This is a genomic window from Ramlibacter sp. AN1015 (assembly GCF_037726105.1).
Taxonomy (GTDB): Bacteria; Pseudomonadota; Gammaproteobacteria; order Burkholderiales; family Burkholderiaceae_C; genus Ramlibacter.
Genome location: NZ_JBBJUM010000001.1, coordinates 13,039 through 26,125 on the forward strand (window position 1 = coordinate 13,039; position 13,087 = coordinate 26,125).

Below are 13,087 nucleotides of genomic sequence, written 5' to 3' on the forward strand. Positions count from 1 at the left end.
AGCACCTCGCGGGCCACCTCGCGCGCAGCCTCGAAGCGCCGCAAACCGGCATGCTGCAACGGCGCAGCGGCGCAGCGGCGCACCATGCAAGAGAGCATGCCCGGCCGTGCAGCGCGACGCGCCTGGAGTGCAGCCCGGCTCATGCGCTCGCGCCCGCCTGCTGCGGCTTGATCGGGATGGTGCCGGCCGAGGTGGTGGCCGCCTTGCTCGCGGCCTCGGCGCTGCGCTCGGCCGCCACCAGCTTGTCGAAGGTCCAGCGGAAGTGCGAGAGCGCGGCGTCGGCGGCCACGGCCAGCATCCGGAACTCCGGGTCGGCGTCCAGCACCTTCTGCTGCGCCTCGATCAAGTGCTTGTCTTCCATGAAGCCTTCGATGAGGCTCTGGTGCAGCGAGCGCGAGACGTTGTGGTCATCGCCCTCGAAGTTGTTCAAGTAGGTCCAGAAGAAGTGCGTGGTGCGGCGCGTCTCGGGCGTCATGAACTGGCAGTTGCGGTATTCGCGGCTGCCTTCCCGGTTGCCGTTCTCCGAGCCGCTGCCGGCCGGCGAGAACATCGACTCCAGGAAGAAGATGCCCGGGATGTGCATGTGGCCGATGTTGCGTCGATCGACATGGCGGTCTTTCTCGGCAGCGGGGAGCACCTTGCGATGGAAGGGCGGCGGCGCCGCGTCCATGTGCCAGCGCTCGACGCGAAAGCCCCGCGGCTGGCGCTCGATGGCGACCGGCTTGGTGACATAGGCGTACTCCTCCGAGCCGCCCAGCGTCTTGGTGTGCACGAAGGCCAGGTGCGCGAAGTCGCTGAGGTTATCGACGATCAGCAGCCAGTTGGCGTCGTAGTGCATGTAGTCGGGGATGCCCTTCCACTGCGGATCGCGCAGGTAGGGGAAGTCGATGATGTCGGCCGGGTCGGCCTTGGCCGGATCGCCCATCCAGATCCACACCAGGCCGTCCTTGGACAGCACGGGAAAGCTGCGCACGCCCAGCTTGGGCGGAACGACCTCCTGCCCCGGGATCTGGATGCACTTGCCCGACGGGTCGAACTTCAGCCCGTGGTACATGCAGCGCACGCAGTCGCCTTCGCGGCGCCCCAGGTGCAGCGGCACGCCGCGGTGGCAGCAGCGGTCCTCGAGGGCCACGACCTTGCCGGACTCGGACTTGTACAGCAGCACCGGCTGCTCGAGCAGGGTGCGCGCGAGCATCTTGCCGTCGATCAGTTCGTGGTCCCAGGCGGCCACGTACCAGCAGTTCTTGAGAAACATTGAATCGCTCCTTCGGGCCCGCGCCCGCGTCGAGATGGAATGCATCGATCCTAGGCAGCCGCGGGCCCGCGATAAAGCACCGTCGGTGGTTGCTGTGTTCCGATTCCTGGACAATCTTCGGCAGCAATGAACTGGGACGACTTCGATGCCTTCTGCCAGGTCGTGGAGCACGGCGGCTTCACGGCCGCCGCGCGCGCCCTCGACCGGCCGAAGTCGAGCCTGAGCGCGTCGGTGGCGCGCCTGGAGGCGGGCCTGGGTACCCGCCTGCTCGAGCGCACCACCCGCAAGCTGCGCCTGACGGAAGCCGGCGACTCGCTCTTTCGCGACATCTCCAAGCCCTTCGCGCAGCTGCGCGAGCGCGCCGTCGATGCGCTGGCGCAGGGCGGCGTGGTGCAGGGCACGCTGCGGATCGCCGCCCCCTACGAATTCGGCGCCCACCACCTGGCGGCGGTCGCCTGCCGCGTGATGGGACAGCACGAGCAGCTCAAGGTGCACATCGATGTCGAGCACGCGCGGGTGGCGCTGTTCGAGCGCCAGTTCGACCTGGTGTTCTCCGCCATCGAGCACAGCTTCGCGCCCTCTACGGTGGTCACGCGCCGGGTCTACTCGCTCGAGCGCGGCGTGTTCGCGTCGCCGCATCTGCTGGCGCGCCACGGGCCCGTGCAGGGCCCGCAGGAACTCGCCGAGCTGCCCCTGCTGGCCGGCGGCGACGACACCGCCTGGAGCTTCTCCGGCCCCGCCGGTGCCGTGGCCGAGGTGGCCGTGCGCAACCCCCGTCTTCGCAGCGGCAACGCGGGCGTGCGCCTCGAAGCCGCGCTGGCCGGCCTGGGCGTGGCCCGCATCACCGCGACCTTCTGCGCGGAGGCGGTGGCCCAGGGCCGGCTGGTGCCGCTGGTGCCGCAGTGGCGCAGCATGCCGCTGCGCATCTACGCGCTCCTTCCCGGCCGCAAGCTGGTGCCCGCCAAGGTGCGCGTGTTCCTCGACGCGCTCGAGGACGAAGCGAGGCAGTACGCACAGGCGCCGGGGGGCGGGTAGAGCAGCTGGCCGCGCCCTCCAGGTGGCCGGCGCCGCGGCAGGGCGGATCGCGCTCGGCTCGACGCCGGCAACGGCCCTGCTGCAGTCGATTTCTCGCGCGGCGTGCGTCCCCGCGGGCCTACTGCGCCTGCGCCACCGGCAGCAACCCCAGCGCCTCGAAGGCGTCCACCGACGCCGTCGCGGCATCGGCGCGGGCCTGCAGCAGCAGGCGCTCGCTGGACTGCAGGGTGCGCTGCGCATCGACCACGTCGAGGAAACCGGTCAGCCCGGCGCGGTACAGCGTCTGCGCCTGCGCCTCGGCGGCGCGCGCGGCGGCGGCGCTGCGCCGTGCGGCGTCGATGCGCACCAGCGCCCCCTGTCGGGCCAGCAGGGCACTCTCGACCTGCTGCAGCGCCTCCAGCAGGCTCTGGCGCCATACCAGCTCGGCCTCGCGGGCGCGCGCGCGTGCGGACTGCACCTGCGCTTGCGCGGCGCCGCCGTCGAACAGCGGCGCTTCCACCAGGCCGGCCAGCGTGGCGCTCACCAGCTCGAAGGCGCCGCCGCCCACGGCCGCCCCGAGCACCACCGCGCCCGGCAACCGCAGCCGGGGCAGCAGCGCGGTGCGTGCGACGCCGACCTCGGCGGCCGCCGCGACCAGCGCCTGCTCGGCGGCGCGCAGGTCGGGGCGCAGGCGCAGCAGGTCCAGCGGCTGCACCACGGGCTGCGTGCCCTCCAGGGACGGCAGCGGCTCCAGGCGCTCCCCCTCCCGTCGGCGGTCCGGCTGCGGCACCAGCGGAGGCGCCAGGGCCTGCGGCCGCTCACCGGCCAGCACCTGCAGCGCGGCGCGGGCCTGCCCGGCGCGCACCGCGGCCGCGGCCTGCGCGGCCTGGGTGGACGCGAGTTCGGCTTCGGCGCGGTCGCGGTCGAGCACCGGCGCGATGCCGGCCTCGACCCGCACGCGCGCGATGCGCAAGGCCTCGCGCAGGATCGCCGCGTTGTCCCCCAGCACGGCGTGGTCGTGCAGCGCCAGCCGCCAGGCGATATAGCCGCGCGCCGCAAGCGCGGCGGTGCCCAGCCGCGCTGCCTCCCGCAGCTCGGCGCTGCGCAGCACGCCGGCCGCGGCCGCGCTCTCGGCCAGGCGCAGCCCGCCCCAGGGGTCGGCATCGAACTCCAGGGCCAGGCCCGCGCCGGGCTGCAGGCGGCGCTGACGCTGCTGCTGCGCCGACGCGCCCTGGCGCAGGCGCAACGTGAGGTCGGCCTGGGCATCGACCCGGGGTCCTCGCGCCGCCTGCGCCGCACGCAGCAGGGCGCGCGCCTGTGCGATGCGCGTCTCGGCGATCGCGATCTCGACGTTGCTCGCGAGGGCCCGCTCGACCCAGGCGGCGAGCTGCGGATCGTCGAAGCGGTGCCACCAGCGCAAGTCGGCGTCGGTGGCCTGCGGAGCACCCTCGCCGGCCGTGAACGGCGCCTGGAGCGCCAGGTCGCGGGTGGCGACGGCGCTGGACACCGGCTCCGGGCGCGGCGCCAGCGAGGAGCAGCCCGCGCAGAGCACCAGTGCGGCCAGCGTGGCGAGGCGAGGCAGGCAGCGGCGGACCTGCACCTTCACGCGCGCTCCCCCGCGGCGTGGGCACCTGCGGGACCTTGCGCGCCGTCTTCCGCGGCGTCCAGCTCGCGTTCCAGGCGGGCGCCGGCGTCCGCGCGCGGGCGTGCGAATCGCGCAAGCCCGAGGTAGAGCACCGGGGTAAGGAACAGGGTGAAGAGGGCCGACAGCGACAGGCCGCCGAAGATCACCCAGCCGATGGCCTCGCGCGACTCGGCCCCGGCGCCGCTTCCCAGCAGCAGCGGCACTGCGCCGAGCACGGTGGAGGCCATGGTCATGGCGATCGGCCGCAGGCGTGTGCGCGCCGCTTCGTGCGCCGCCTCGCGCACGCTGCGACCGGCGTCGCGCAGCTGGTCGGCGAACTCCACCAGCAGGATGCTGTTCTTGGCCATCACGCCCACCAGCAGCAGCAGCCCGATCTGGCTGTAGAGATTGATGGACGTGCCGCTGAGCGTGAGCGCGAAGGCCGCCGCCGCGAGACCGAAGGGCACGGTGAGCAGCACCACGGCCGCACTCGTGACGCCCTCGAACTGCGCGACCAGCACCAGGAACACCACCAGCAGCGCGATCGCGAAGGTGAGGCCGATCTCGCGGCCGGTCTGCTCCAGCGTGGCCGCGTCCCCGCGGAACAGCAGCCCCATCCCCGGCGGCAGCTCGCGCGCGGCGAGCTCGCGCAAGTCGGCCACCGCCTGCTGCAGCGGCACGCCGTCGGCCGTAATGGCGCTCAGCTCCACCGCCCTGCGCTGGCCCAGCCGGTCCAGCTCGGACGGGATGGCGGTTTCCTCGAACCGCACGAACTGCGACAGCGGCACCAGGGGCGCGTCGGCAGCGCCTGCGGCACCACCCGTGACGCCACCCGCCCCGGTGGCGCGCACGCGCAGCATCAGCAGGTCCTGTGGGTCGGTGGCGCCGCGCGCCGCGCTCTCCAGCATCACCGGCAGGTTGCGGTCGTTCACGGTGAGCTCGGCGACCTCGGTGCCGCTGACCAGCGCCCGCAAGAGCACGTCCAGCCCTTCGACCGACACGCCCAGCTCGGCGGCCCGGGCCCGGTCCACCTGCACGGTGAGCTGCGGCTGCGTGGCCTGGTAGTCGACGCGCACGTCGCGCAGCCCCGGGATATCGCGCTCGACCGCCTCGGCGAAGGCATGGGCCGCCTCGGCGATGCGCGGATAGTCGTCGCCGGTGATGGCCATCTGCACGCTGCCGTCGCCGCCGCCCACGCCCAGGCTGTTGCCGCTGCGCACCCGCACGAGCGCTCCAGGCAGGCGCTCCAAAGCGGTACGCACGCGCGTCTCCAGCTGCGCCTGCGAGACCTCTCTCTCGTCCCACGGAACCAGCGGCGCGACGATCTCGGAGCGGTTCAGGTCCCAGCGCCCGGCGATGGTGAAGATGTTCTCCACCAGGCCCTCCTCCTGCAGCGGGCGCACCGCCTGCAGTGCCTGCTCGAGCTGCCGGTCGCTGTAGGCCAGGCTCACGCCGTCGGGCGCCTCCAGGCGCACCGTGAGCACCCCGCGGTCTTCGGTGGGCGTGAGCTCGGTGGGCAGCCGCTGGAACAGGACGAAGGCCGCGCCGGCCAGCAGCACCGCCGCCGCCGCGACGATCCAGGCATGGCGCAGCGCCCAGCCGAGCGCGCGGTCGTACCCCGCGACCACCCGCGCGCCGCCCGCCGACGCGTGCCGCCACAGCCGCCCGGGCGGGCGCTCCGGCGGCAGGCGCGAGGCAATCATCGGCCCCATCGTGAGCGCCACGAAGGACGACACGGCAACGGAGAACGCCATGACGAAACCGAACTCGCGAAACAGCCGCCCGGCCGCGGACGGCAGGAAGGAGATCGGCACGAACACGGCCACCAGCGTGGCGGTGGTCGCCACCACGGCGAAGAACACCTCGCGCGTGCCCAGCACCGCCGCCGCGCGCGGCCCCAGCCCCTGGGCACGCCGCCGCTGCACGTTCTCCAGCACGACGATCGAGTCATCGACCACGAGCCCGGTCGCCAGCAGCAGCGCCAGCAAGGTGAGCAGGTTCAACGAGAACCCCAGCAGCCAGATGGCGGCCAGCGTGCCCACCAGCGCCACGGGGATTGCCACGGTCGGCACCAGCGTCGCGCGCCACTGGCCGAGGAACGCCCAGACCACGGCGACCACGATCAGCACGGCGGCCACCAGGCTCCACAGCACTTCGGTGATGGCGCCGCGCACGAACACCGCGTCGTCGCGGACCACCGTGATCTGCAGGTCCTCTCCTTCGCGGTTGATGCGCTCGACGACCTGCCGAACGCCGTCGGAAATCGCCACGGTGTTCGACTGCGCCTGGCGCACCACCCCGAGGCTGATGACGGTGCGGCCGTTCAGCCGCACGTAGGAGCTGGCGTCGGCCGGGGCAAAGAACACGTCGGCCACGGCGCCCAGTTCCAGCCCGGGGCGCAGGCGCAGGCGCCGCACCTCCTCGGGGGTGGCGACCGACACGTTGGCGCGCACCAGCACCTCCTGTTCGGGCGAGCGCAGGCTGCCGGCGGGCACGTCGGCCCGGGCGGTGCGCAGCACGCCGGCCAGGTCGTCCACCGTCAGCCCCTGCGCCGCCAGCCGCGCCGCATCGACGCGCACGCGCATGACGCGGCGGCGCTCGCCGAAGAGCGTGATGTCGGCCACGCCGGGCACGGAGATCAGCTCCGGCTCGATGCGGTCCTCGACCAGCCGCGACAGCTCGTCGATCGACAGGCGGCTGCTGCCGATGGCCAGCTGCATCACGGGCTCGGCGTCGGCGTCGGCCTTGACGATGGTGAGGTTCTCCAGGGCGTCCGGCAGGCTGCCCTCGACGCGGGCGATGGCGTCGCGCACGTCGTTGGCGGCATCGACCAGGTTCACGTTCGGGTTGAACTCGAGGATGACGCGCAGGTTGCCTTCCTCGCTGGCCGAGCGCACCAGCGCGACGCCCGGCACCCGCGCGGCGGCCGCCTCCAGCACGCGCGTGACGTCTGCGTCCAGCGTCTCGGGTGCGGCGCCCGGGTAGTCGGCGCGCACCGCGACGATGGGCCGGTCGATGTTGGGCAGCTCCCGCACTTCGATGCCGAACCAGGCGCCCGCGCCGGCGATGACGATCAGCAGGTTGAGGACGAGCACCAGCCAGGGCCGGCGCACCGCCAGCGCCGGCAGTCCGCTGGACGCGGCACCGTCGCGCTTCATGGCGCCGTCCCGTTGCGGCCGCCGCTGCCGACCGCGCCCTGGGCGCTGCTGGCGCCGTTCGTGCCGGCTTCCGCCCGCCCGGATGCGCCGGCCGCAGCTGCATCCGCCGAGCCGCCGCGCGCGTCGCCTTCGACCGACACGCGCCGCCCGGGGCGCAGTCGCTGCACACCCTCGACCACCACCTGCTCACCCGGCTCGAGCGCGCCCTCCACCAGCACCCGCCCTTCGACCCGGCGCACCGAGCGCACCGGCACCTGCTCGGCGCGGCCGGCGCGCACGGCCCAGACGAGCGCGCCTTCGCGCCCCCACTGCAGCGCCAGCTCGGGCACCGCCGGGAAAGGCTGGCCCGGCAAGGCAAGCTGCACCTGGAAGGACATGCCCGGGCGCAGCAGGTCCTCGGTGTTGGGCACGTTGGCGCGCGCGCGCAGGGTACGCGTGCGCGCATCGACGCGGCTGTCGAGGGCGCTGATGCGCCCCTCGAAGCTGCGCCCCGAAAAAGCCGGATTGCTCACGGCGATGGTCTGGCCTGCCTGCACCCTCGCCGCGTAGGCCTCGGGCACGTCGAAATCGACCTCGATCGAGCGCCGGTCGTCCAGCGTGGTGATGGCGGTGTCCAGCGCGATGCGATCGCCCGGCTCGACCTGTGCGAGTCCGACGACACCGGAGAACGGCGCACGCAGCACCCGGTCGGCCAGCGCTTCGCGCGCCTGCTGCTGCTCGATGCGTGCGAGTTGCACGGTGCTGGCGGCTTCGTCGATGAGGCTGCCGGGCACCGCCCCGGTGCCCCGGGTGGCCTCGTAGCGCGCCAGCAGCTTGCGGGCCTGCTCGAGTCGGGCCGTGGCGGTGTCCAGCGCGAGCCGCTGGGTCCGGTCGTCCAGCCGCAGCAGGACATGGCCGGCCTCCACCCGCTGCCCGGGACGGAAATCGACCTGCGCGACCTCGCCCGCGGCAGCCGGATACAGGGTGACCGAGCGCGCGGCACGCCCCGATCCCGGCAGGGCGAGGCGTGCCTCGTCGACCGCGGACACCACCTCGCCCACCACCACAGGCACTGGCGGCTGGTCGGCCGGTGCGCTGCGCGCGTCGCCGGCCGGCTGCGCAACCGCATCGGACACCGGGTACGGCCGCGGCGGCGCACGAAACGTCCATGTCAGCACGGCCGCCAGCGCGATGAGAGCGGCCAGGGCCAGCAGCAGCAGGACGACACGGGATCGGGGCATGGAACGGCGGTTCGGCAAGGTGGAGCGAGCCATCTTAGGGGAGCGAGGCCGACCATGGGCCCGGGCCGGACGAAGCCTTTCCTTTGCCACTACGATGCGCGCACCCAGAGGAGGCACACGACATGAAAGCCAGGTCGTTGAAAGACCTGCAGGCGATCCAGCGCGCGCTCACGCAGCAGCGCGAGCGGCGTGAGGCCGAGGAAGCCGCGCGCCGCGAAGCCCAGCAGCGCGCCCACGCCGATGCGCATCTGTTCGCACGCGCCGCGGGCCGGGTGCACAAACTCGCGCACCACGGCCGCGTGGTGCTCGCGCCCGAGCAGCCGCTGCCCATCGCAGCCCAGCAGCAACTGGACGAGCAACGCGTGCTGCACGAGGCGATCAGCGACGAGTTCGACGCCAGCACGCTGCTGGAGGTCGATGACGCGCTGAGCTTCCGCCGGCCCGGTGTCGGCCTCGACGTCACCCGCAAGCTGCGGCGCGGCGCCTGGAGCATCCAGCGCGAGATCGACCTGCACGGGCTGCGTCGGGAAGCGGCGCGCGAGGCACTCTCCGAATTCATCCGCGAGGCGCACCGCACCGGTCTGCGCTGCGTGCGCGTGGTGCACGGAAAGGGCCTGGGCTCACCCGGCCGCATGCCCGTTCTCAAGGGCAAGGTGCACAGTTGGCTGGTGCAGAAACACGAGGTGCTGGCCTTCGTGCAGGCCCGCGGCGACGAAGGCGGCGCCGGTGCGCTGGTAGTGCTGCTGAAGCCCCTCGGCCCGAGGTTCTAGAGGCCGGACGCCAGGCCCGACTGCAGTGGCAGGGGCGGCATGGTGCGGCCGTAGAGCCGACGAATGCGCGTCGCGAGCGGCGGATGCGAATCGAACCAGCCGCCCCGCTCGCTGGTGCCCACCAGCAGCAGGTGGTGCAGGGCCGCGGACCAGGCCGGATCGCTTGCGGTGGCGCCCGGTTGCTGCCGTTGCATCAGGGCCTTGCGCAGCACGCCGCCGAGGCCGTCGCGGCTGCGCGTCCACTGGACCGCGCGCGCGTCGGCCAGCAGCTCCCGCTGGCGGGACACCGCCGCCTGCAGCGCTCGCCCCGCCCACCAGCCGAACGAGCCCACCGCCATGACCGCCCAGCCGGCCAGCGTGCCGAGCGCGGTGTGCTCGCGCAGGTCGTCGCCCAGTCGCCAGACCAGCTCGAGGCCGCCCACCATGCCCGCGAGTTGCATGTTCAGGCGGGTGTCGCCTTCGTGGATGTGGCTGCACTCGTGGGCCACCAGCCCCTGTAGCTCGTCGCGGGTGAGCCAGTCGAGCGCGCCCTGCGTGACCATCACGACCGACTCGGTTTCGGCCATGCCGATGGCCAGCGCGTTGATGGCCTGGACGCGCGGCAGGACCATCACCTGCGGCCGCGGCATGTGCGAGGCGATGGCGACCTCATCGACGATGTTGCACAGGCGCTGTTCGGCGGCGCCATCGCCGCGGCGGGCCTCCCGGGCACCCAGGCGACGCGCGAGCCGCTGCGCGGCCCCCGGACTTGCCAGGTTGGACGCTTCGATCCACCAGCTGCCCAGGACCAGCAGCAAGGTGACACCGACGTTGACGCTGAGGAACAAGCGCGGCAGCGGCAGCTCGATGGGCAGCCATGCATTCATCAGCCACCAGCAGGCCAGCAGCGCGAAATGGATGCCCAGCACCGTGGCCGCGACCGCCAGCGCGAACAGCGCAACCAGGCGCAGGGACCGTGCGCGCGCCGCCTGCTGGTGCTCGAAAAAACGCACGATGTACGCGCGTCAGAACGCCACGCGCGGGGCAGCGCGCTCTGCGGCGCTCTGGGTGGACTGCAGCATGGCGGCCGGATGGAACCCGAAAAGGCGCGCCACCAGCAACTCGGGGAACTGCCCTGCGCGGTCGTTGTAGGCCAGCACTTCGTCGTTGTAGGCCTGCCGGGCGAAGCCGACCCGGTTCTCGGTGCTGGTGAGCTCCTCGCTCAGCGAGCGCATGGTCTCGTCGGCCTTGAGTTCGGGGTAGGCCTCCGCGATGGCCAGCAGGCGTCCGAGGCTCGCGGACAGCACCTGTTCGGCGGCGCCGAGCGCCTGGGCCTTTGGCGCATCGGCCGGCCGTGGGCGCAGCGCATCGACCGCGCTCACGGCCTCGCCACGAGCGCGGATCACCGATTCGAGCGTGGACGACTCGTGGCTCAGGTAGCGCCGCGCGGTCTCGACGAGGTTGGGAATGAGGTCGTGGCGCCGCTTGAGCTGCACGTCGATCTGGGCAAAGGCGTTGGCAATGCGGTTGCGGCTCTGGACCAGCCGGTTGAAGGCCCACACGAGCCACACGAGGGCGCCGGCCAGTACCGCCAACGCGATCCACTCTGCTGCTGTCATCTGCGCTCCTGTACGCCCTACCTCAGGCTCGGCCATTATGTCGGACGCCCGCGCGCGCGCGGCATTCTCAGCCGTGCCGGTTGCGCATGAAGTCGGCCGTCTGGAGAAAGGAGTCGCGCAGGCGCTTGCGCAGTGCGGGATCGACCGCGGTTTCCCCCATCGCCTGGTCCATGCAGGCAACCCACTGGTCGCGTTCCTTGATGCCGATGGAAAAAGGCATGTGCCGCATGCGCAGGCGCGGATGGCCGAAGCGATCGGTGTAGTGGCTGGGCCCGCCCAGCCAGCCGCACAGGAACCAGAACAGTTTCTGCCGGGCGTCGGCCAGTTCGCTGCCGTGGCTGGCGCGCAGCTCGGCGTAGGCGGGCTCGAGGTCCATCAGGTCGTAGAAGCGCTCGACGAGTGCCCGCACCTTGTCCTCGCCGCCGATCCATTCGAACGGTGTGTCGTGCGGCGGTTTCTCTTGCATCTGCATCCGGAGATTGTCCCCCAGCACCGGACGGGCCCGCGGCTGGATGCACCACGCAGGCGATCGCCAGGCCGGCGATCCGGGGCCGCACCAGGCACCCGCCGTCGAACTCCAGCCTGCGCACCGTGCAACCGGCGGTGCGCAGGCTTCGCATGTGCCCAGCCGACTCATCCATGCCCCACAATCCGGACTGCCTCCACCCGCACCGATTCACCCGTACCAACCGCTCAGCGCATGCGCATCCTCGGCATCGATCCCGGCCTGCAGACCACCGGCTTCGGCGTGCTCGACGTGGACGGCCACGCGCTTGGCTACGTGGCCAGCGGCACCATCAAGACCACGCACCTGCCGCGCGGCGACCTGCCGGGGCGCCTGAAGGTGCTGTTCGAGGGCATCGCCGAGCTCCGGCGCCGCTACCAGCCCGAAGCGGCGGCCGTGGAGATCGTCTTCGTGAACACCAACCCGCAATCGACCTTGCTGCTGGGGCAGGCGCGCGGCGCCTGCCTCACGGCGCTGGTGGCGGGCGATCTGGAGGTGGCCGAATACACCGCGCTGCAGATGAAGCGCGCCGTGGCGGGCCATGGCCGTGCGGGCAAGCCGCAGGTGCAGGAGATGGTGCGCCGCCTGCTGAAGCTGCCGGGGCTGCCGGGCAGCGATGCTGCCGACGCGCTGGGCCTGGCCATCACGCACGCGCACGCCGGGCAGGCGCTCGCGCGCCTGGCGCGCCAGGGTGAAAGCGCCCGGCGCAACACCGGGGCCTACAAGGCCGGCCGCGCCACCTGAGGCGGCGTGCCGGTGCGCACGCACGCTATCGGAAGCGCTCCAGGATCAGCACGGCGAAGAAGGCCAACGCGCCGAACACCGTCCACTTGAGAGTCAGCAGACCCCATCGCTTGTACTTGGCCTGACCGGTGAGCGCATAGGCCGCGAACATCAGGCCGGCGGCCAGCAGGAGCAGGAAGATCAGCGCACGGAACAGGACCACGGCGCGCGGCTACCAGGCGCGCGCCGGCAGGCCGAAGCCCGACGGTGCCTTGCGCTCGTCCTCGAAGCTCACCAGCTCCCAGGCACTTTCATCGGCCAGCAGCGCCCGCAGCAGCTGGTTGTTGAGGGCGTGGCCCGAGCGGAAGGCCGAATACGCACCCAGCAGCGGCTTGCCCACCAGGTACAGATCGCCCATGGCGTCGAGGATCTTGTGCTTGACGAACTCGTCGTCGTAGCGAAGCCCGTCGGTGTTCAGCACGCGCCAGTCGTCCATGACCACGGCGTTGTCGAGCCCGCCGCCCAGCGCCAGGCCGCTGGCGCGCATCATTTCCACGTCCTTGGTGAACCCGAAGGTGCGGGCGCGCGCGATGTCGCGGCTGTAGGAATCGCGGCCCAGGTCGAACTCGTGCCGCTGGCCGGTGGAGTCGACCACGCGGTGCGCGAAGTCGATCTCGAAGCTGAGCTTGAAGCCGTGGTACGGCGCGAGCCGCGCCCACTTCAGCCGCTCGCCCTCGCCTTCGCGCACCTCCACCGGGCGCAGCACGCGGATGAAGCGCCGCGGCGCGCGCTGCAACTCGATGCCGGCGCTTTGCAGCAGGAACACGAAGGAGGACGAGGAGCCGTCCAGGATGGGCACTTCCTCGGCGGTGATGTCGATATAGAGGTTGTCGATGCCCAGCCCGGCGCAGGCCGACATGAGGTGCTCGACGGTATGCACCTTCGCCGTTCCGCTGGAGATGGTCGAGGCCATGCGGGTGTCGGTCACGGCCTGCGCCGACACCGGAATGTCCACCGGCTGCGGCAGGTCGGTGCGGCGAAAGACGATGCCGGTGTCCGGCGCCGCAGGACGCAGCGTCAGCTCGACCCGCTGTCCGCTGTGCAGCCCGACGCCGACGGCGCGGGTGAGGGTCTTGAGGGTGCGTTGCTGGAGCATGGGCGCGAATTTTACGGTTCGCAGGCGCGCAGGCGCCGTGGGCGCTGGCTATGACCCCGATTGC

Annotated in this window: 12 protein-coding genes; 3 read left to right on the plus strand and 9 right to left on the minus strand. The window is 72.3% G+C overall.

Annotation, left to right across the window (positions count from 1 at the left end):
- Nucleotides 1-139: 139 nt before the first annotated feature.
- The gene (locus tag WG922_RS00080) at nucleotides 140-1,255 is read right to left on the minus strand and encodes an aromatic ring-hydroxylating dioxygenase subunit alpha (RefSeq protein ID WP_340279747.1); all 1,116 of its coding nucleotides are present in this window, start codon (nucleotides 1,253-1,255) and stop codon (nucleotides 140-142) included.
- Between the two features lie 126 nt (nucleotides 1,256-1,381).
- Here WG922_RS00080 and WG922_RS00085 point away from each other — a divergent pair, with 126 nt between their 5' ends.
- Nucleotides 1,382-2,290 (plus strand): LysR family transcriptional regulator, encoded by a 909-nt coding sequence (locus WG922_RS00085; protein ID WP_340279748.1) that lies wholly within the window; start codon nucleotides 1,382-1,384, stop codon nucleotides 2,288-2,290.
- 118 nt (nucleotides 2,291-2,408) lie between these two features.
- On the opposite strand, the gene WG922_RS00090 is transcribed toward WG922_RS00085, so the two are convergent.
- From WG922_RS00090 to WG922_RS00100, 3 genes are read right to left on the minus strand one after another with little or no spacing between them, the layout of a single operon-like run.
- A complete protein-coding gene (locus WG922_RS00090) occupies nucleotides 2,409-3,875 on the minus strand; it encodes an efflux transporter outer membrane subunit (protein ID WP_340279750.1) in 1,467 nt (488 codons plus the stop codon).
- A complete protein-coding gene (locus WG922_RS00095; RefSeq protein ID WP_340279751.1) occupies nucleotides 3,872-7,051 on the minus strand; it encodes an efflux RND transporter permease subunit in 3,180 nt (1,059 codons plus the stop codon). Before WG922_RS00095 ends, WG922_RS00090 begins: the two co-directional genes overlap by 4 nt.
- Nucleotides 7,048-8,271 carry an efflux RND transporter periplasmic adaptor subunit gene (locus WG922_RS00100; protein ID WP_340279753.1) on the minus strand — a complete coding sequence of 408 codons (1,224 nt, stop codon included), beginning with the start codon at nucleotides 8,269-8,271 and terminating at the stop codon, nucleotides 7,048-7,050. The genes WG922_RS00095 and WG922_RS00100 overlap by 4 nt, the downstream gene beginning before the upstream one ends.
- Before the next feature lie 122 nt (nucleotides 8,272-8,393).
- Between WG922_RS00100 and WG922_RS00105 the strand changes: the two genes are divergently transcribed.
- Nucleotides 8,394-9,041, plus strand: a complete 648-nt coding sequence (locus tag WG922_RS00105; RefSeq protein ID WP_340279754.1) for a Smr/MutS family protein — start codon at nucleotides 8,394-8,396, stop codon at nucleotides 9,039-9,041.
- On the opposite strand, the gene WG922_RS00110 is transcribed toward WG922_RS00105, so the two are convergent.
- The 3 genes from WG922_RS00110 to WG922_RS00120 all read right to left on the minus strand — a co-directional run bounded on the left by WG922_RS00110 (nucleotide 9,038) and on the right by WG922_RS00120 (nucleotide 11,111).
- Nucleotides 9,038-10,033, minus strand: a complete 996-nt coding sequence (locus WG922_RS00110) for a M48 family metalloprotease (RefSeq protein WP_340279755.1) — start codon at nucleotides 10,031-10,033, stop codon at nucleotides 9,038-9,040. The genes WG922_RS00105 and WG922_RS00110 overlap by 4 nt on opposite strands.
- A 12-nt stretch (nucleotides 10,034-10,045) precedes the next feature.
- On the minus strand, nucleotides 10,046-10,639 hold the full coding sequence (locus WG922_RS00115) for a LemA family protein (protein ID WP_340279757.1): 594 nt from the start codon (nucleotides 10,637-10,639) through the stop codon (nucleotides 10,046-10,048).
- Between the two features lie 67 nt (nucleotides 10,640-10,706).
- Nucleotides 10,707-11,111, minus strand: coding sequence for a group II truncated hemoglobin (locus tag WG922_RS00120; protein WP_340279758.1), 405 nt, complete (start codon nucleotides 11,109-11,111; stop codon nucleotides 10,707-10,709).
- Nucleotides 11,112-11,339: 228 nt separating this feature from the next.
- Here WG922_RS00120 and ruvC point away from each other — a divergent pair, with 228 nt between their 5' ends.
- Complete coding sequence (ruvC, locus tag WG922_RS00125; protein ID WP_340279759.1) at nucleotides 11,340-11,888, plus strand: crossover junction endodeoxyribonuclease RuvC; 549 nt, start codon at nucleotides 11,340-11,342, stop codon at nucleotides 11,886-11,888.
- Nucleotides 11,889-11,913: 25 nt separating this feature from the next.
- Here the strand turns inward: ruvC and WG922_RS00130 are convergent, their stop codons facing one another.
- Both WG922_RS00130 and lpxC read right to left on the minus strand, forming a co-directional pair.
- Nucleotides 11,914-12,090 (minus strand): hypothetical protein, encoded by a 177-nt coding sequence (locus tag WG922_RS00130; RefSeq protein WP_340279760.1) that lies wholly within the window; start codon nucleotides 12,088-12,090, stop codon nucleotides 11,914-11,916.
- A gap of 9 nt (nucleotides 12,091-12,099) precedes the next feature.
- On the minus strand, nucleotides 12,100-13,023 hold the full coding sequence (gene lpxC / locus WG922_RS00135) for a UDP-3-O-acyl-N-acetylglucosamine deacetylase (protein WP_340279761.1): 924 nt from the start codon (nucleotides 13,021-13,023) through the stop codon (nucleotides 12,100-12,102).
- Nucleotides 13,024-13,087: the final 64 nt, after the last annotated feature.

Bases quoted from the DNA above. Each gene is read 5' to 3' on its own strand.
- WG922_RS00080 (WP_340279747.1), bottom strand. From the start codon at position 1,255: ATGTTTCTCAAGAACTGCTGGTACGTGGCCGCCTGGGACCACGAACTG.
- lpxC (WP_340279761.1), bottom strand. From the start codon at position 13,023: ATGCTCCAGCAACGCACCCTCAAGACCCTCACCCGCGCCGTCGGCGTC.
- WG922_RS00085 (WP_340279748.1), top strand. From the start codon at position 1,382: ATGAACTGGGACGACTTCGATGCCTTCTGCCAGGTCGTGGAGCACGGC.
- WG922_RS00100 (WP_340279753.1), bottom strand. From the start codon at position 8,271: ATGCCCCGATCCCGTGTCGTCCTGCTGCTGCTGGCCCTGGCCGCTCTC.
- WG922_RS00095 (WP_340279751.1), bottom strand. From the start codon at position 7,051: ATGAAGCGCGACGGTGCCGCGTCCAGCGGACTGCCGGCGCTGGCGGTG.
- WG922_RS00120 (WP_340279758.1), bottom strand. From the start codon at position 11,111: ATGCAGATGCAAGAGAAACCGCCGCACGACACACCGTTCGAATGGATC.
- WG922_RS00105 (WP_340279754.1), top strand. From the start codon at position 8,394: ATGAAAGCCAGGTCGTTGAAAGACCTGCAGGCGATCCAGCGCGCGCTC.
- ruvC (WP_340279759.1), top strand. From the start codon at position 11,340: ATGCGCATCCTCGGCATCGATCCCGGCCTGCAGACCACCGGCTTCGGC.
- WG922_RS00115 (WP_340279757.1), bottom strand. From the start codon at position 10,639: ATGACAGCAGCAGAGTGGATCGCGTTGGCGGTACTGGCCGGCGCCCTC.